The sequence below is a fragment of the Rhodococcus sp. MEB041 genome, assembly GCF_030208955.1.
In the GTDB taxonomy this organism is placed as follows: domain Bacteria; phylum Actinomycetota; class Actinomycetes; order Mycobacteriales; family Mycobacteriaceae; genus Rhodococcoides.
In genome coordinates this window covers 118,461-136,803 of sequence record NZ_JARVSZ010000001.1, presented here as the reverse complement: position 1 = coordinate 136,803, position 18,343 = coordinate 118,461, and the positions used below count along the sequence as shown (strand labels likewise).

Here is an 18,343-nt window from a genome sequence, read left to right as displayed (position 1 = left end):
CGTGCACCGACGCACGGTGGGCCGGGTTTTCCGGCCGTCACCGCACGTCCGGCGCACGTTCGCACCGCGTTCATCGAGTTGTTACTTCTTGCCCTGGTTCGCCACTGCCGCGGCTCCGGCCGCAGCGGCCTCCGGGTCGAGGTAGGTGCCGCCCGGCACGGTGGGAACGAGCTTGTCGCCCGACTCCGTGAGGTCGTACTGCAGCGGGATGCCGGTGGGGATGTTGAGCCCCGCGATGTCCGCGTCGGAGATGCCGTCGAGGTACTTGACGAGGGCGCGCAGCGAGTTGCCGTGGGCGGCGATCATGACCGTCTTCCCTGCCCGCAGCTCGGGGACGATGACGTCCTCGTAGTACGGAACGAAGCGTTCGACGACGTCCTTCAGGCACTCGGTCAGCGGCACGCTGTCGAGATCGGCGTAGCGCGGATCGGCGTCCTGGCTGTACTCGGAGCCGACCTCGATGGGGGGCGGCGGGGTGTCGTAGCTACGACGCCACAGCATGAACTGCTCGTCGCCGTACTTCTCCTTGGTCGCCGCCTTGTCGAGACCTTGCAGTGCACCGTAGTGCCGCTCGTTCAGACGCCAGTCGCGGACGACCGGGATCCAGTGCCGATCGGCAGCGTCGAGCGCGAGGTTCGCAGTGCTGATGGCGCGACGCAGAAGCGAGGTGTACAGCACGTCGGGAAGCACACCGGCCTCCTTGATCAGCTCGCCGGCACGCTTCCCCTCCGCCTCACCCTTGGCGGTCAGGCGCACGTCCTGCCATCCGGTGAACTGGTTGGACGCGTTCCACTCGCTCTCGCCGTGGCGGAGAAGGATCAGGGTTCCGATGCTCATGCCGCCCAGTTTCTCACGATGCCGTCGGCGGGACGACCGGTCGGGCGCGCCGCAGGTCGCGCGGGGTGCGCAGCGGGAACTGCGCTTCCGCCGAGCCTAACCGGCGTGACCGCTAGCCTCTGCAGATGAGAACCCGCTGGACAGTGGCGCTCGCGGCGTGCGCGTGGCTCGCGTGCGCCCCGACCGCAACGGCCGATCCCCTCCCCGTCGACTACAACTTCTTCAGTGGCTTCCCGGCGGAGATCGCGAACCCGGGCGGATCGCTGCCCGGAACCAACGACTTCTCGTGCGCGCCGACGGCGGAGCACCCGAATCCGGTGATCCTGGTGCACGGCACGGGGACCGGGCAGCAGACAGGGTGGGGCGTGTACGCGCCGCTGCTGAAGAACGAGGGGTACTGCGTCTTCGCTCCGACGTACGGTGCGCTGCCGGGTGCGTGGCCGATCAGCGCGATCGGTGGCCTCGGGCCGGTTCCCGAGAAGGGAGCACAGTTCGCGGCGTTCGTCGACGAGGTGCTGTCCGCGACGGGCGCCGAGAAGGTCGACATCGTCGGACACTCGCAGGGCACGGTGCTGCCCAACTACTACGCGCAGGTGCTCGGCGGAGCGGACGACATCGACAGGTACGTCTCGCTGGCCCCGCTGTGGAAGGGGTCGGGCCCGTCGCAGTTCGCGTGGCCCGACGCGTCGTACCGCTACGCGCCGGGCATCACGTACACCAACATCATGACGCGGTACGACGAGGTGGTCGTGCCGTACACGGACGGCTACGTCGAGGCTCCGAACGCGACCAACATCGTCGTACAGGACACGTGCGACGTCGACTTCTCCGAGCATGCCGGCATCGTCGGGTCGCCGAGGGCCGCGGCGTTCGTGCTGAACGCTCTCGACCCCGCGCACCCGCGACCCGTGCCCTGCGAGTTCGTCCCGCCCTTCACCGGCTAGCGCGCACCGTCCCACACCGTGCGGGTGTCGGGCCGCGGGTCGTTCACCACGGCCGACTCCGTCCCGAACATCTTCACCGTGCGCTCGGACCCGTACTGCGCCCAGCCGGGATCGCCGTCGCGCACGAAGTCGACCCAGACGCGGTGCATCTCGTCGGCGACCGCCTGCGGCGGGTTCGGCCCCGTGATGCGGGCGGTCTCGGGCTTGCCCAGCATGTCGAAGACGAACGGGATCTCGAGCGCGTGGCACGCGCCGAGGTTCCCGTCGAACAGCGGTGAGCGCCAGGTGAACTCGTAGACGTGGGCCGGGTGCACCTCGGCGACGCGCACGGCGGGGATGCGGAAGAACCAGTCGGTCATGACCGCGATCATGAGTTCACCGGGCGAGGCGTCCGGATACCGATCGCGGTACGTGTCGAGCACCGACGGGTCCAGTCGATACCCGGCGAGCACCGTCCGCAGGTAGTCCTCGGTGATGTGCGGAACGATGCCGGCGGGCACGAGGAAGAACGCGTGCTCCTCACTGGTGGTGCCGAGCAGGAGTTCGACGTCGGCGCCCGCACCGTCGGCGATGCGCGAATACGGCAGCGCAGGAACGACATCACCGTCGATGCACGGCTCGAACGCCATCATGTTCAGTGCCACCTCACCCCACGCGCCGCTCGACGCCTCCGTGGCGATGCGATCGGACAGGGTGCGCTGGGCGTCGACGAGGGCGTCGACGGGTACCGAGCCGAGCCCCTCCACCGTCGCCGGAACGCCGAGGGCCGACGCCAGCGCGGCCGAGACGGTGCCCGCGGTCTCCGCCGAGATGACGTGATGGCCGGCGCCGCTCTGCAGGACCGCGCGGTGGAACAGCCCCTCCGCGCGGGGCATCGACAGCAGCGTGCCGACGCTCATGGCACCCGCGGACTCTCCCGCGACGGTCACCCGCGCCGGATCGCCGCCGTACGACGCGATGTGGTCCCGGACCCATTCGAGCGCCGCGACCTGGTCCAGCAGACCACGATTGGCGGGAGCGCCCTCGATCTGCGCGAAGCCGTCCACGCCGAGCCGGTAGTTGATCACCACGGCGACGACGCCGTCCCGCGCGAAGGCGGTGCCGTCGTAGGCGGGTACTGCGTTGCTGCCGTTCACGAAGGCGCCGCCGTGGATCCACACGAACACGGGCGCGGAGCCGGCGACGTCCGGCGAGTACACGGCGACGTTCAGGCACTCCTCGCCGGGCACCACGGGCTCGCTGAGGATCTCGCTGGTGGGCGGCCGGTACCCGACCTTCGGGACGGTGGCGCCGTGCTCGAGGGCGTCGCGCGTGCCGGACCACCGCGGCGGCGCGGTCGGCGCCTGGAATCGGTGCGGTCCGAACGGCGCCTCGGCATAGGGAACTCCGAGGAACGAGGCGATGCCGTTGTCGGTGCGACCGCGCACCTGGCCCTGGGCTGTGTCGACGGTGATCGTGTCCATGGCTCATGAGTACCACCCCGAGTGCCCCCACACCCCTCACATGACGCGAACACCCTCTCCAGCACGCTGGAGAGGGTGTTCGGGTGGTATAGGGAGTGTCAGCCGGCGGCAGGCTCGGCCGCGCGCAGATCCTTGCGCAGGATCTTGCCGGACGCCGACTTCGGCACCGTGTCGATGAACTGCACGCGGCGAACCTTCTTGTGCGGCGACACCTTCTCGGACACGAACGCCATGACGTCGTCCTCGGTGAGCTCGGCGCCCTGCTGCAGCACGACGAACGCCTTCGGTACCTCTTCGCCCTCGTCGTCGAGCACGCCGATGACGGCCGCGTCGGCGATCTGCGGGTGCGTGAGCAGCAGCGACTCGAGCTCGGCGGGCGGCACCTGGTAGCCCTTGTACTTGATCAGCTCCTTGAGCCGGTCCACGATGCTGACGCACCCACGACCGTCGACGACGGCGATGTCGCCGGTGTGCAGATACCCGTCGGCGTCGAGCGTCTCGGCCGTCGCAGCGTCGTTGTTCAGGTATCCGGCCATGACGTTCGGGCCCTTGATCCACAGCTCACCGGGCTCGCTGACCTTGTCCGAGCCGGGCTCCGGGTAGGCCACCTCCTCGCCGGTGGCCGGATCGACGAGCTTGTTCTCCGAGTTGGCGACGGCGGTGCCGCAGCTGCTCAGCGGCATGTCGTCGCCGTCGAACGGGATGGCGTGCGAGACGGGGCTCAGCTCGCTCATGCCGTAACCCTGACGCACCTTGGTCTTCAGTCGCTTCGCGACGGCGTTGCCCAGGTTCTCGTCGAGGGCGGCGGCACCGGAGAACACCATTCGCACGCTGGAGATGTCGTACTGGTCCACCATCGGGTGCTTGGCCAGTGCGACGGCGACGGGCGGCGCGATGAAGAGGTAGGTGATCTTCTTCTCGGTGGTGAGGCTCAGGAACTGTTCGAGATCGAAGCGCGGCATCGTGACCAGCGACGCGCGCACCTTGAGGCCGAGGTTGAGCAGCACGGTCATGCCGTAGATGTGGAAGAACGGCAGCACGGCGAGCAGGACGTCGTCCCGGTTCGCGCCCATGCGCGGCTCGATCTGCGACACGTTGGCCACCAGGTTGCGGTGCGTGAGCATGACGCCCTTCGGCCGTCCCGTGGTGCCCGAGGAGTAGGGCAGCACCGCGAGGTGGGTCGACGGGTCGAAGCTGACGTCGGGCGCCTGTGCACCCTCGGTGAGGAGGTCGCGCAGCGACTCGTGGCCCTCCGCGCCGTCGAGCACGACGATGCGATCGGCCGACAGACCGACCTGCTCCGCTGCGGCCTTCGCCTGCGGGAGCAGCGGCGAGACCGTGAAGATCATGGTCGCGGACGAGTCCGTGAGCTGCTTCGCGATGTCCTCGGCGTTGTACAGAGCATTGATCGTCGTGGCGATCGCACCGGCGCGCAGGATGCCGTGGAACACCGACGCGAACGCCGGCACGTTGGGCGAGTGCACCGCGACCACGTCGCCGACCTTCACTCCGCGCGAGGCGAGTGCGCCTGCGACACCGTTGATCTGACCGACGAGAGTGCGGTAGTCGGTGACGGCGCCGCTGGGGCCGTCGATCAGGGCGGGGCGCGCGAGGTCGTCCTCGGTGAGGTCACCGAAGAGGAACTCGTAGACGCTCTGCTCGGGAATCTCGACGTCGGGGTACGGGCTGCGGAAACTCATGGAACTCCTCATCGGCACAGCAGGGACGACGGAAAGGCAACCTTAATGTGTCGGGCGGTCACATAAACATCCTACGGACATTCCGGGTGACAGCCATCACACGAAGGAGCCTACCTGCACGGTGTCCGAATCAGTCCCGGTCGTCGTCGTCCGCTCGGTCCGCCGGCTGCACCCAGGACGTGGGCCCGTCGTCCGGCCTGCCGTTCACCAGATGCTCGAATGCCTTCAGGTTGTTCAGCGACTCGCCGCGCGAGACGCGCCACGCCCACTCGCGGCGGATGGACTCGGCGAAGCCCAGTTCGAGCAGCACGTTGAAATCGCCGTCGGCCGCCTCGAGCACCTGCCCGAGGATGCGGTCGATCTCGTCTCCCGTGACCGCGTGCGTCGACATCTTGCCGACGAGGTAGATGTCACCGATCTTGTCGATCGTGTAGTGCACTCCGTACAGACGGCGGTTGCGCCGCAACAGGTATCGGTACACGCCCTCGAAGTTCTCGTCGGGCTTGCGGCACACGAAGGCCTCGATGCGCACGCCGTGGTTGCCGACCGTCAGCATCGTCGAGGTCTTGAGCTTCTTCTCACCGGGAAGGTCCACGACGAACTGCGTGTCGGTGGCCCGGGAGTAGTCCAACTCCCGGTCGGCCAACACCGAGTCGATCAGTTCCGTCACCTGGTCGGTCGTCGTCACAGCGCTCTCACCGGTCCTGTCCGTCGTAGTCGCCACAGACCACGGGGTCTGCGAGGCGAGAACTCACCTGTCGGTCTCTCGACACCCGCGGTACGGCCGAATCTCCACGCCGCGCGGGCGTAGGTGTCCAGCAACGCGTCCGAGGTGTGTTCCCACGAGAAGTTCTCCGCATGTCGTGAGGCATTCGACGCCATCACGGTGCGCAGACGGTCGTCGGCGAGCAACGACTGCACCGCGGTGGCCCAGTCGGCCGGATCGTGGCCCTGCACCAGCACGCCGGTCTCCCCGTCCCGCACGGCCACACCGAGGCCCCCGACGTCCGCGGCGACCACCGGGACACCGCACGCCTGGGCCTCGATGGCCACGAGACCGAAGGACTCCGAATAACTGGGCACCGCAACGAGATCCGACGCGCGGTAGACGTCCGCCAGCCTGTCCGGAGGTTGCGGCGGGAGGAACGTCACCCGATCCTCGATGCCCAGCCGGCGACTCAGCTCGATGAGGGAGTCGGGCCGTTCCAGACCGGTGCCCGACGGGCCACCGACCACCAGCACGCGCACGCGCGACGACGGGTCCCGCCGGTGGATCTCGGCGACGGCCGCGACGAGGACGTCCGGCGCCTTGAGAGGCTGGATCCGTCCCACGAACGTCACGAGGGGGTCGTCGGCGTCCAGCCCCAGGGAGCGTCGAGCGGCGGCGCGATCGCCCGGCCGGAACATGCTCAGGTCCGCTCCCGGCGCGACGACGTCGATCTTGTCCTCGGCCGCGTCGTACAGATCGACGAGGGCCCGGGCCTCGTCGAGAGTGTTGGCCGTGAGCCGATCGGCTTCCTCGACGACCTGCTTCTCACCGATGCGGCGGGCCGCCGGTTCCGGCTTGTCCCCCGCCGCCACCGACAGGTTCTTCACCGCGGCGAGCGTGTGCGCGGTGTGCACCAGGGGGACCTTCCACCGGTCGCGGGCGAGCCAGCCGACCTGCCCCGACAACCAGTAGTGCGAGTGGATCATGTCGTAGTGGCCCGGCTCGTGCCGTGCCTCCTCGCGCAGGACGCCCGCGGCGAAGGCGCAGAGCTGGGTGGGCAGGTCGTGCTTGTCGAGACCCTCGAACGGGCCGGCCGCGATGCTGCGCACCAGTACGCCGGGCGCGGCCTCGACCACGGGTTCGTCACGGGAGGACGTGGCCCGGGTGAAGATCTCCACCTCGACTCCGCGCGCCGCCATCTGCACGGCGGTCTGCAGGACGTACACGTTCATGCCGCCCGCGTCCCCCGTGCCGGGCTGCGCCAGCGGAGACGTGTGCAGCGACAACACGGCTACCCGATGCGGGCTGTGACGGCGGACCACCGTTCCAGTGTGCCCTGTCCGATTGCGTCGCAGGTGCGCGCCCACCCGGTCAGGTCCGGCGGCCCAGCGCGTCGACGAAGTCCGTGACCTCCCCCAGGAACCGCGGCGGATCGGCGACGAACGGACCGTGGTCGACGCCCTCCCACCACGAGGTCGACGCACCGGGCACGACGGAGGCGGTGTGCCGACCCGCGCCGACGTCCACCACCGTGTCCGCCGTGCCGTGCATCACCAGGGTGGGGACGTCCAGCGCCGCCAGCGTCTCGTCGTGTCCCACGTCGCGCCGGAACACCGCGGACCGCACGCGTGGACGCGTCGCCAGGCTGGCGCCGAACAGTGCCTGAGCTGCGGCGCCGTGTCCTTCGCCGGGTCCGGTGAGGGCGTTGCCGAAACTCGCGAGCGCCCTGATGGCCACGCGCGAGTCCTCGCTCATCGCGCCGGGGATCGCCGCACGCATCGCCGTGCCGACGGCGCCGCCGGGTCGGTCCGGACCGATCGCGGTGATCGCCGCGACGAAGACGACACCCGCCACCGCACCGGTGCCGTACACCGACAGGTAGTCGCACAGCACCAGACCGCCGTATGACCAGCCCAGCAGGACCGCACCCGAGCGGATGCCCTCCTGCTCGAGAACGGCGTGCACGTCCCCGGCCCACAGCGCGGACCGGTCGTAACCGACGTCGGGGGCACCGGACATGCCGTGCCCGCGCAGGTCCACCGCGATGACGCGGTACCGCTCGGACAGGTCGGCGAGGAGGTCGTCGCCCCAGCAGGCTCCGGTCTGGGCCCAGCCGTGCAGCAGCACCAACGGTCGAGCCGAGACGTCTCCCGTGACGCGGTAGACCAGGGATGTTCCGTCGCGCCCGAGCGCCTCTCGTATTGCCATGCCACCAACATATTGGGCGCACGTTGTGGGATGTCAGAAGGGCTCGTGCAGCGGCCTGAGCAACGTCGACTCGTCGGTAAAGTTCCGTCGTGACCGAAACACACCAGCGCTCCATCTCGCCGAAGACGGGCGAATGGCGTGACCTCAACCGGTACTACTGGCCGTGGGCTCTCATCGCTCCGATGCTTCCGCTCATCTCCGTGGGCATCGTCTTCGGACTGCAGTGGTGGGCACCGGGAGTGTCACAGGTCGCGTGGTGGTCGGGTCCCCTGTTCCTCTACGTCGTGGTCCCCATCGCGGATCGCATCGTCGTCCCGTTCGACGAGAATCCGCCCGAGGATCTGGTCGAGTCTCTCGAAGCCGACTTCTGGTATCGCGGCTGCGTCTACGCCTACATCCCCATGCAGTTCTTCGGCATCGGGCTGTCGTCCTGTCTGCTGACGGCCGACGACCTCTCGTGGCTCGGGCTCGAGAACGGCCTGTCACTCGCCTCGAAGATCGGCGTGGCACTGACCATCGGACTCGTCGGCGGCATCGGCATCAACACGGCGCACGAGCTCGGTCACAAGAAGGTCGAGTACGAACAGTGGCTCTCGCGCATCGTGCTCGCGCAGAGCTTCTACGGGCACTTCTACGTCGAACACAATCGCGGGCATCACGTCCGGGTCGCCACTCCGGAGGATCCGGCGAGCTCGCGTCTCGGTGAGACCCTGTGGCAGTTCTACCCCCGCAGCGTTCTCGGCGGATTCCGTTCCGGGTGGGCACTCGAGCGAGATCGTCTGCACCGCACCGGGAAGCGCACCTTCTCCTTCTCGAACGCGAATCTCACCGCCTGGCTCATGAGCCTCGCCCTGTGGGGTGCGCTGGTCGGCGTGTTCGGTGTCGAACTGCTGCCGTTCCTGGTTCTGCAGGCGGTGTACGGGATCTCGCTGCTCGAGGCCGTCAACTACCTCGAGCACTACGGGCTGCTGCGGCGCACCAAGGAGAACGGACGCTACGAGCGCTGCACTCCGGAACACAGCTGGAACAGCGACTACGCCGTCTCCGACATCTTCCTCTACCACCTGCAACGGCACAGCGACCATCACGCCAACCCCACGCGCCGGTACCAGGTGCTGCGGAGCATGCCCGAATCTCCGCAGCTCCCAGCGGGTTACGCGCCCCTGATCCTCGTGTCGTACTTCCCGTTCCTGTGGCGGGCGCTGATGGACAAGCGCGTGGTCGCGCACTACGACGGCGACCTCCGGCGCTCCAACATCCAGCCCGCGAAGCGGGAGAAGTACCTCGCGAAGTACCCCGCGCCGACGCGGTAGCTACTTCTTCCGGCGCCGACTACCGCCGTGCCAGTCCTGCTGTACGCCCGCCTCGTCCTCGCTCACACCGAGAGCCCGCAGCTGGGGTAGCTCCCGCAGACTGCGCTTCAGCTCCGCGAATCCCGGGAACCGTGCCAGTCCCACGACGTGGTCCCACAACTCGACCGCGTCGTCGTCCGACGGGAGCCGGCTGATGACCGGGCCGAAGAACGCCACACCCTCGGGCGGCTCGACGTGGATGATCGGTGTTCCGACGTCCTTGCCCGTGAGAGACAGCGCCTCGTCTGTCGACGCCTGGATCTCCTCGTCGAACGACGTGTCGTCCAGTGCCCGGACATGATGCTCGGGCAGGCCGAGGCCGGCGAGGATCGGTGCGAGGAACTCGGCCGTTCCGCGGTGCGCGTGAGCACCGGCCTCGTCGGGCACCGGCTCCGCATCGAAGATCCGCGCGCCGAGCGCGGCGTACAGCGGGCCCATCGCCTCCCGGCCGTGCTCGGCCCGCACGCTCGCGGCAGCCCGGAGCAGCCGGAGCCCCGCAGTGTGTCCCGCCTCGTACTCCGGCGGGAAGTGCGTCGCGTAGTCGATGTGCGCGTTGAGTTGTCGCAGGGAGATGAAACTCCAGTCGACGGTGTAGTCCCGTTGCGCCTGGACGAGGCGGACCCACCTGCTGGTCATCCAGGCGAACGGGCACACCGGGTCGAAGTAGAACCGGAGATCGGGCGCTGTCATGTCCGCAGTATTCCCCGTGCGATCAGCGCTGAGCGTCGATCTTCCGCATCGTCACCACGGGATCGGCGTAGAGCGAGCCGAGGGACACCGCCGCCGCAGCGTGGTCCTGCACGCGCTTGCCGAAGCTGGTGACCCGCACTCGCCGCGACGTCGCGACCGAACTGGAGGACTCGAACGCGGCCTCGACGCGCTCCATCGCCGCCGGATACGCGGTGAACGCCTGACCGCCCACCTGCACGCTGTCGGGGTTGACGACATCGTGCACCAACGCCAGTGCGCGACCCAGCGCATCGGCGCGGTCGTTCAGAAGTCCCTGTGCCACAGTGGAACCCGTGCGCGCCGCCAGGTACACCGCGGCGATGGAACGCTCCGACTCGTCCAGCAGTCCGGCGCGCTGCGCCGCGGCCACGACGGCCCGATCGCTCACGGTCGCCTCGAGGCATCCCGTACGCCCGCAGTCGCACACGGCGTCCGAGCCGGTCGGTAGATGAGCGATCGACCCCGGGCCGCCCGCGGGGGTGTGCACCCGACCGTCGATGGTCAGCGCCAACCCCGTCATCTCCCGCGCATAGAAGTACAGCGACGTACCCGGCCGGCCGCCGACAGACCCACCGGCCTCCGGCCTTCCCGCATCCTCGGGGGCCGACTCCGTCGCGAGCAGCAACTCCGACGCTGCCATCGCCTCGACGTGGGGCGCCACGGCCACCACGGCACCGAGCCGCTCGCCCAGGACCGCGCCCACCGGGGCGTCGGACCAGGCGAGGCGAGGGTGATCGACGGTGCCCTTCTGCACGTTCACGCGGCCACCGATGGCGACACCCACGAACAGGATGCGGCGCCGGTGCCACCGTGCGGCGAAGGACGCGGCACTCTCCGCGATGGAGCGCAGTGCGCCGGCGTGCGGGCCGGAGGGTGTGGCGATCTCGACGCCGCCGAGCACGGTGCCGCGCAGGTCGACGGCGACGATGCGCGTGGTGGTCGCGCCGATGTGCACCCCGAGGGTGCACTGCCCCTCGTGGTCCACCTCCACCGGAACGCGGGGACGCCCGACGGCGCCGGACGTGGACAGATCGGCACGCTCACGCAGCAGCCCTGCGGCGATGAGCGCACTGACGTGGCGGTTGACGGTGGCGGTGCTGATGCCGGTGGCCGAGACGATGACGTCGCGCGACACGGGGCCGCGCTGCACCACGGCGCGCAGGACGACGGCGGCCGGAGTGTCGCTGACGCGCAGTTCGGGCGCGACGACGCGCGCCGGCCTCGGCCGGTGGGGACGTCCGTACGGGGACCGCGTGGCGGAACCCGGCGTACGAGGAGCAGAACTCTGGGCGAGAACGGTGGGGGCAGACATGGGAATCCCTCGAAAGCGAGACGGATGGGCCGGGAGCCTGGGAACGAGGCCGGTCACACCCGATCGTCAGACCTCACATCGAGGTCGTCCGTCGACGCGCGATCAGACTCGTGAGAGACCGCGTCGACAACAGAGTTCGCGAGCGAGAGGCAGACGGGAACCGAGCGCGGCGGTCACATACGTGACCCGCGGTGCGGACTTCCTCGCTGGTGCCATGACCGAAAAGTAGCACCGATGTCGCCGCGCTGCAGAATCGCCTGTTTCGCTCGAGGTGATTCGAAGGGTGGACAACCTGCGACTTCGGCATCACAGTGAGCCCATGAAGACCGTGAAACTGGGCGCGAACATCGGCGCACGTATCGACGACGTGCAGATCGGCGGCGATCTCCCCGACGAGATCGTGCACGAGATCAACGAGGCGCTGCTCGAGCACGAGGTCGTGTTCTTCCGCGGCCAGCATCACGTGGACGAGAAGGTGCAGTACGCGTTCGCCGAGCGGCTCGGGATCCCCACCACCCCGCACCCCACGGTCCGGTCGCGCGGAACCCGCACTCTCGCCATCGATTCCACGTACGACAAGGCGGACAGCTGGCACACGGACGTGACGTTCGTCGACCGCGTGCCGAAGGCGTCGATCCTGCGGGCCGTGCACCTGCCCCCGTACGGCGGCACCACCACCTGGGCGTCGGCGACCGCCGGCTACGAGCAGCTGCCGCCCGCGATGAAGGCCCTCGCGGAGTCGCTGTGGGCCGTGCACACCAACATCTACGACTACGCGGCGACCGCTGCCGAGAAGTCCGTCACGTCGACGGCCGAGCGCTACCGCGCGGAGTTCCGCAGCGAGTACTTCGAGGTCGAGCATCCCGTGGTGCGCGTGCATCCCGAGACGGGGAAGCGCGCGATCCTGCTGGGCCACTTCGCCAAGTCGTTCCCGGGCCTCTCCTCCAAGGAGTTCCGCGCACTCTTCGAGCTGCTGCAGGACCGGGTGACCCGCCTGGAGAACACCATCCGGTGGTCGTGGGAGCTCGGCGACATCGCCATCTGGGACAACCGGTCGACCCAGCACTACGCCGTCTCCGACTACGACGACCAGTACCGCCGCCTCGAGCGCATCACCCTCGCGGGCGACGTTCCCGTCAGCGTGCAGGGCGAGTACTCGCGCGTCGTCGCCGGCGACGCGTCGGGCTACAGCGCGATCGCGAGCTGACGCGATCTAGCCTGGTTCCCATGACCAGCGTTCCGACGACACCGTCGACACAGACCGACCGCCCCACCGCCGTCGTCACCGGAGCCAGCTCCGGGATCGGCGCCGCCACCGCGCGGACACTCGCCGCCGGCGGCTATCACGTGGTCGTGGGCGCCCGCCGCGTCGACCGCCTCGAGGCACTGGCCGAGGAGATCGACGGCACCGCCCTCGCCCTCGACGTGACCGACGAGGACTCCGTCGCGGCCTTCACCTCGGTGCTGCCGCGTGTGGACGTCCTGGTGAACAACGCGGGCGGCGCGAAGGGCCTCGCCCCGATCCTCGAGGCGGACCTCGACGACTGGCAGTGGATGTGGGAGACCAACGTCGTCGGCACGCTGCGCATGACCAAGGCGCTGCTACCCAAACTGATCGAGTCCGGCAACGGTCTCGTCGTGACCATCACGTCCATCGCCGCGTTCGAGACGTACGACAACGGCGCCGGGTACACCACGGCCAAGCACGCACAGGGCGTGCTGCACCGGACGCTCCGCGGCGAACTGCTGGGCACGCCCGTGCGTCTGACCGAGATCGCTCCGGGCGCGGTGGAGACGGAGTTCTCCCTCGTCCGCTTCGACGGTGACGAGGAGAAGGCCGCGAAGGTCTACGAGGGCATCGACCCGTTGGTGGCCGCCGACATCGCCGAGATCATCGGCTTCGTGGCGTCCCGCCCCTCGCACGTGAACCTCGACACCATCGTCGTGCGCCCGCGCGATCAGGCCCCGAACGGCCGTTTCAGCCGCCGGACCTGATTCTCATGCGGCAGTCCGACTTTCACGCGGCAGTCAGGGCGCTCATGCTCTGCCATGTGGGCCAGTCGATCGCCCAGTCGTAGATGTCGCCGTCCGCCGCCGAGAGATCGATGCGCGTGCCGGTGACCTCGACGGGGTCACCGTAGACGGCCATCTGGAAGTACGTCTGCGCATCCTCGGTGGAGAGGTTGATGCAGCCGTTGGTCACGTTGGACGAGCCCTGTACTCCCGTGGTCAGCGGATTGGCGTGGATGAACTCGCCGTTGTTCGAGATGCGGGTGGCCCAGCGTTCCCGCACGTTCTCGTAGTACGGCGGGTTGGACATCAGGAAATCCTCGTACTTCTCGGTGACGACGTGGATGCCGCTGCGTGTGACGTTGCGGTCCTCGTTGCCCTCGCCGTAACTCACCGGGATGTCCATGACGGTCTGGCCGTCGCGGACCACCTGCATCCGGTGGCTGGTCGCGTCGGCGATGACGACCTGGCTCCGACCGATGGTGAAGTTCACCGTGACGTCCGAGTCGCCGTAGGCGCCGCCGCCGTAGTTCACGCCGTAGAGCTTCGCCGACACGTCGACGGTGGTGCCGGGTGCCCAGTAGTTCTGCGGACGCCAGTGCACGCGGGACCCGCCGTCGTCGGGCAGCCAGGCCCACGAGCCGGCCGTCGGCGGGTTCGTGGTCACCGTCAGCGCCTTCTCGACCGCCTTCTTGTCGACGATCGCGTCGTCGAACTTCAGGATGATCGGCGCCGCGACACCGACCTCCTGGCCGTCACCGATGTTGGTGGAGACCGACGTGATCGACTGCGGTGCCACCGTGCCGAGAGTGCCCTCGACCGGCACCGGCTTGCCGTCGCTGCCGACTGCCGTCCCTGCCCACGTGTAGACCGCGTCGTACCCGAGGGGCTCGGTGACGGTGAACGTCGTCTTCGCCGGGTCCAGCGTTCCCGCGACGGCGCGGCCGTCGGCGGTGGTGAGCGACACGGCCTCGAAGGTGCCGTTCGCGACCGAGACGGAGATCGGAGCGGTGGGTGAGACGTCGGTCGCACCGGCCGCCGGTGCGTAGGTCACCGCCGCCACGGGCGCGGCCTCGGTGGTCGGCGCGGCGCTCTCCGAGGACCCGGGTGTGCCGGAGCACCCCGCGACCAGCGCGATCACGAGTGCCAGCACGGCCAGGACGGCTGCGTACGGTGTTCTCCCCTGCATCTTCACGGGGACGACGTTACCTGTGGCAACAGACCGATCAGTCGAGCGTGCAGTTCACCAGGCGGCACTCGGGGATCAGCGTGATTCCGTACTTCTCCTGCACACCCGCGCGCACGTGCGACGCGAGGGCGGTGACGTCCGCTGCACTCGCGCCGCCCCGGTTGGTGACGGCCAGGACGTGGCGGGTGGAGAGGGTGGCCCGTCCGGTGCCGACGCGCTCGCCGTACCCGCGGGAGAACCCGGCGTGCTCGATGAGCCAGGCAGCACTGAGCTTGATGCCCTTCGGGTCCGTGAACTGCGGCGATCCGAGCGCCTCGGGCGGTACGGACGACACGATCGGGTTCAGGAAGAAGGACCCGACACTCCACGAGTCGTGCTCCGCCTCGTCCCACACCATGCCGCGATCGGTCCGCAGAGCGATCACGGCATCGCGCACCTCGCGCGCCGAAACGCTCTCTCCGATGCGCACGCCGAGCCGCTCGGCGAGCGCCGCGTAGCGCACCGGCGCCGACTCGTCGCTGCGTCGGAGCGCGAACGTGACATCCACCACGACGTAGCGATCGGTGTACTTGAAGGCCGACGACCGGTGCGAGCCGAAGCCGCAGCGTGCGTTGTCCCACACCTCGACCTCCCCGCTCTCCCGGTCGAGCACCGTCACCGACTCGAGCCAGTCCGAGGTGGAGGCGCCGTACGCGCCGACGTTCTGCACGGGCGTTCCGCCGGTGCTGCCCGGGATGCCGGAGAGTGCCTCGATGCCGGCGAGCCCGTGATCGAGCGCGGTGCGGACGACCAGATCCCACTCGACTCCGGCGTCCACGTGCATCCTGGTGCCCTCGACCCGGAGCCCGGACGTCGCGACGCGGACGACGGTGCCGTCGAAACCGTCGTCTCCGACCAGCAGGTTCGAGCCGCCGCCGATGACGAGCACCGGAGTTCCGGCCGCGTCGGCGCTGCGTACGGCGTCGACGAGCTCCTGCGAGGTGGTCGCCTCGACGAGACGCCCGACGGGGCCACCGACGTGGATCGTGGTGAGGTCGGCGAAGGACACGGGGCGGTGCGCGGCTGTCGCGGAGCCGGGATCGCCGGTCTCCGAAGCCGTCGCGGACTGGAGGGGACTGCTCGTCACGGGGGTGAACGCTACCCGGCGCTGCCCCCGCCTCGTCGTGAGCACCGGGTGTGCACGCCTACCATGGTCACCGAACCAGGTTTCATATTTCGGGAGGATTCACGTGCAGGTCACCAGTGTCGGACACGCGGGATTTCACATCCAGACGTCTGCGGGGTCCATCCTGTGCGATCCGTGGGTCAACCCCGCGTACTTCACGTCGTGGTTCCCGTTTCCCGACAACTCCCAGCTCGACTGGGACGAGCTCGGCAACTGCGACTACCTGTACGTCTCGCATCTGCACAAGGACCACTTCGATCCGAAGCACCTGGCGAAGCACGTCAACAAGGACGCGGTCGTGCTGCTCCCCGACTACCCGGTGCCGGACCTGCGCACGGAGCTGGAGAAGCTCGGTTTCACCACGTTCTTCGAGACGACCGACTCGGTCAAGCACACGGTGTCCGGCCCCAAGGGCGACCTCGACGTGATGATCGTGGCGCTGCGCGCTCCTGCCGACGGACCCATCGGCGACTCGGGTCTGGTGGTGAGCGACGGTGAGACCACCGCGTTCAACATGAACGACGCCCGGCCGGTCGACCTGGACATGATGACCGAGGCGTTCGGCCACATCGACGTGCACATGCTGCAGTACTCCGGCGCCATCTGGTACCCGATGGTCTACGACATGCCGCAGCGCGCCAAGGACGCGTTCGGGACGCAGAAGCGGCAGCGTCAGATGGACCGGTGTCGGCAGTACATCGAGCAGGTCGGCGCCACGTGGGTCATTCCGTCCGCAGGTCCCCCGTGCTTCCTCGACGACGAGCTGCGCTCGCTCAACGACGTCTACGGCGATCCGGCGAACATCTTCCCCGACCAGATGGTGTTCCTCGACCAGATGCGCCGCCACGGCCACGACAAGGGCCTGCTGATGATGCCGGGAACCACGGCGGACTTCTCGGGTTCCGAACTGAACGAGCTGGCGCACCCGCTGCCCACCGACGAGGTGGAGGCCATCTTCACCACCGGCAAGGCCGACTACATCGAGGCGTACGCGCAGCGCCAGGCCGACGTCATCGCGGCCGAGAAGGCATCGTGGGCGACCGCGGCGGGCGAGCCGCTGCTGGGGCCGTTGCGCGCACTGTTCGAGCCGATCATGGCGCAGACCGACCAGATCTCCGACGGCATCGGATACCCGGTGGAGCTGAATCTGACGGGCAGGCCGGAGGCCGGTCGACCTCCGGTGGCTGCCGACAGAGTGGTGCTCGATTTTCCGAAGCGGATCGTCCGCGAACCGATCCAGGACGAGAAGTTCCGCTACACGTTCGAGATCCCGGCCGAGCTGGTCCGCACGGTGCTGCGGGACGGCGAGTCCGACTGGGTCAACTCGATCTTCCTGTCGACGCGGTTCCGCGCGAAGCGGGTCGGTGGCTACAACGAGTTCCTGTACACGTTCTTCAAGTGCCTCACCGACGAGCGCATCGCTTACGCGGACGGCTGGTTCGCCGAGGCGCACGACGACACGGCGACCATCGTCAAGGACGGCTGGGAGATACAGCGACGGTGCCCGCACCTCAAGGCGGATCTGTCGAAATTCGGAGTGATCGAGGGGAACACGCTCACGTGCAATCTGCACGGGTGGGACTGGAACCTCGAGACGGGCAAGTGCCTCACGTCGAAGGGCCACCCGCTGCGGTCCGAGCGCGCCGCGCAGAGTTAATCTCAGCTCATGCCACGCAGGTTCGATCACACGGTCCCGTCCACGCTCGCCGCGTCCGACGTCCACGCCGCCCTCACCACCGAGCAGTACTGGACCGATCGGCTCGAGGCCGTCGGCGGCCCCAAGGCGCAGCTGAACGACGTGACCGTCGCAGGCGACGACGCGGACAGCCGCACGGTGTCGGTGTCGATGACCCAGGCCATCGCGGAGGAGTTCCTGCCCGGCGCCATCACCAGCATCCGCCCGGGCGATCTGATCATCCACCGGACCGAGTCGTGGGGTTCCCTCGACGCGCAGGGCGCCTCGGGCACCTTCGAGGCCAAGGTCGAGGGCGCCCCGGCGTCCATCACGGGCACCCTGGCACTGCGCTCGAAGGGCTCCGCATCGAGCCTGACGGCGACGGGTCAGGCCGAGGTCAAGGTGCCGATCTTCGGCGGCAAGATCGAGCAGGCGGTCATCGAGCAGGTTCTCGCGCTGATCGACGCCGAGCAGGAGTTCACCGACACCTGGGCGCCGGAGCACCTCTGACTCACCGGTAACCTCATCGACCATGGCACGTCGCATGAACTACTCGGCTCGTCTCCCGTTCACCACAGAGCAGGTGTACGGGGCGCTGACGACGCGTGACTACTGGGACGCGGTGATCGAGGAGCTGCGCAAGTACTCGGAGAACGAGCTCACGCGCTTCGAGGTCACGGCAGACGGCGTCGACGTGGTCATGCGGCACATCATTCCGCGCGACACGCTGCCCGACGTCGCGCAGGCGGTGATGAAGAAGGACATGGTCATCACCCGCAACATCCATCACGACGCGTACTCGGAGACCACCGCCGGGAAGTACGACGCGTCGATTCCCGCCGGCCCGGGCAGCCTCACCGGCACGACGTCCCTCTTCGCCACCGAGGCCGGCTCCACGTTGCGCACCACGTCCGAGGCCAAGGTGTACATCCCCTTCATCGGCGGAAAGCTCGAACAGTTGATGCTCGTCAACCTCGTCGATCTGTGGCGGGGCGAGGGCGAGGTCACGCACGACTGGCTCACGAAGAACGCCTGACCGGCGGGTAGGCC

General features: G+C 68.7%; 17 protein-coding genes. 7 read left to right on the top strand and 10 right to left on the bottom strand.

The window, feature by feature from the left end; genetic code table 11:
• Positions 1–81 precede the first annotated feature (81 nt).
• Positions 82–837, bottom strand: a complete 756-nt coding sequence (locus QRN16_RS00750; protein WP_027504492.1) for a phosphoglyceromutase — start codon at positions 835–837, stop codon at positions 82–84.
• Between the two features lie 125 nt (positions 838–962).
• Between QRN16_RS00750 and QRN16_RS00745 the strand changes: the two genes are divergently transcribed.
• Positions 963–1,781, top strand: a complete 819-nt coding sequence (locus tag QRN16_RS00745; RefSeq protein WP_222631915.1) for an esterase/lipase family protein — start codon at positions 963–965, stop codon at positions 1,779–1,781.
• Here the strand turns inward: QRN16_RS00745 and QRN16_RS00740 are convergent.
• The 5 genes from QRN16_RS00740 to QRN16_RS00720 all read right to left on the bottom strand — a co-directional run bounded on the left by QRN16_RS00740 (position 1,778) and on the right by QRN16_RS00720 (position 7,861).
• Positions 1,778–3,244, bottom strand: coding sequence for a carboxylesterase/lipase family protein (locus QRN16_RS00740; RefSeq protein ID WP_285184319.1), 1,467 nt, complete (start codon positions 3,242–3,244; stop codon positions 1,778–1,780). The two genes, QRN16_RS00745 and QRN16_RS00740, sit on opposite strands and share 4 nt — an antisense overlap.
• A gap of 98 nt (positions 3,245–3,342) precedes the next feature.
• Complete coding sequence (locus tag QRN16_RS00735; protein WP_285184318.1) at positions 3,343–4,944, bottom strand: AMP-binding protein; 1,602 nt, start codon at positions 4,942–4,944, stop codon at positions 3,343–3,345.
• Between the two features lie 130 nt (positions 4,945–5,074).
• Positions 5,075–5,632, bottom strand: a complete 558-nt coding sequence (locus tag QRN16_RS00730; RefSeq protein ID WP_037186136.1) for a type III secretion system chaperone family protein — start codon at positions 5,630–5,632, stop codon at positions 5,075–5,077.
• Positions 5,629–7,008, bottom strand: a complete 1,380-nt coding sequence (gene mshA / locus QRN16_RS00725) for a D-inositol-3-phosphate glycosyltransferase (protein WP_222650065.1) — start codon at positions 7,006–7,008, stop codon at positions 5,629–5,631. Before mshA ends, QRN16_RS00730 begins: the two co-directional genes overlap by 4 nt.
• A gap of 16 nt (positions 7,009–7,024) precedes the next feature.
• On the bottom strand, positions 7,025–7,861 hold the full coding sequence (locus tag QRN16_RS00720) for an alpha/beta fold hydrolase (RefSeq protein WP_056441593.1): 837 nt from the start codon (positions 7,859–7,861) through the stop codon (positions 7,025–7,027).
• Between the two features lie 89 nt (positions 7,862–7,950).
• On the opposite strand from QRN16_RS00720, the gene QRN16_RS00715 reads away from it, so the two are divergent.
• Positions 7,951–9,174, top strand: a complete 1,224-nt coding sequence (locus tag QRN16_RS00715) for an alkane 1-monooxygenase (protein WP_285184317.1) — start codon at positions 7,951–7,953, stop codon at positions 9,172–9,174.
• Here QRN16_RS00715 and QRN16_RS00710 read toward each other — a convergent pair whose 3' ends face one another.
• Positions 9,175–9,903 carry a mycothiol-dependent nitroreductase Rv2466c family protein gene (locus QRN16_RS00710; RefSeq protein ID WP_056441587.1) on the bottom strand — a complete coding sequence of 243 codons (729 nt, stop codon included), beginning with the start codon at positions 9,901–9,903 and terminating at the stop codon, positions 9,175–9,177. It abuts the gene before it with no gap.
• A 22-nt stretch (positions 9,904–9,925) separates the two neighbouring features.
• Entirely contained in the window at positions 9,926–11,254 is a 1,329-nt protein-coding gene (locus QRN16_RS00705) for an ROK family transcriptional regulator (RefSeq protein WP_222649801.1), read from the bottom strand.
• 319 nt (positions 11,255–11,573) lie between these two features.
• Here QRN16_RS00705 and QRN16_RS00700 point away from each other — a divergent pair, with 319 nt between their 5' ends.
• On the top strand, positions 11,574–12,461 hold the full coding sequence (locus QRN16_RS00700; RefSeq protein ID WP_056442310.1) for a TauD/TfdA dioxygenase family protein: 888 nt from the start codon (positions 11,574–11,576) through the stop codon (positions 12,459–12,461).
• A gap of 20 nt (positions 12,462–12,481) precedes the next feature.
• On the top strand, positions 12,482–13,249 hold the full coding sequence (locus tag QRN16_RS00695; RefSeq protein WP_222631935.1) for an SDR family NAD(P)-dependent oxidoreductase: 768 nt from the start codon (positions 12,482–12,484) through the stop codon (positions 13,247–13,249).
• A gap of 22 nt (positions 13,250–13,271) precedes the next feature.
• Here QRN16_RS00695 and QRN16_RS00690 read toward each other — a convergent pair whose 3' ends face one another.
• Positions 13,272–14,453: a L,D-transpeptidase gene (locus QRN16_RS00690; RefSeq protein WP_285184674.1), complete on the bottom strand. Its 1,182-nt coding sequence runs from the start codon at positions 14,451–14,453 to the stop codon at positions 13,272–13,274.
• A 37-nt stretch (positions 14,454–14,490) separates the two neighbouring features.
• Complete coding sequence (locus tag QRN16_RS00685; RefSeq protein WP_285184316.1) at positions 14,491–15,579, bottom strand: UDP-N-acetylmuramate dehydrogenase; 1,089 nt, start codon at positions 15,577–15,579, stop codon at positions 14,491–14,493.
• 103 nt (positions 15,580–15,682) lie between these two features.
• Between QRN16_RS00685 and QRN16_RS00680 the strand changes: the two genes are divergently transcribed.
• From QRN16_RS00680 to QRN16_RS00670, 3 genes are read left to right on the top strand one after another with little or no spacing between them, the layout of a single operon-like run.
• On the top strand, positions 15,683–17,275 hold the full coding sequence (locus QRN16_RS00680) for an MBL fold metallo-hydrolase (RefSeq protein ID WP_285184315.1): 1,593 nt from the start codon (positions 15,683–15,685) through the stop codon (positions 17,273–17,275).
• Positions 17,276–17,284: 9 nt separating this feature from the next.
• Positions 17,285–17,803 (top strand): DUF2505 domain-containing protein, encoded by a 519-nt coding sequence (locus QRN16_RS00675; RefSeq protein WP_056441577.1) that lies wholly within the window; start codon positions 17,285–17,287, stop codon positions 17,801–17,803.
• A 22-nt stretch (positions 17,804–17,825) separates the two neighbouring features.
• Entirely contained in the window at positions 17,826–18,329 is a 504-nt protein-coding gene (locus tag QRN16_RS00670; RefSeq protein ID WP_027506337.1) for a DUF2505 domain-containing protein, read from the top strand.
• Positions 18,330–18,343 lie beyond the last annotated feature (14 nt).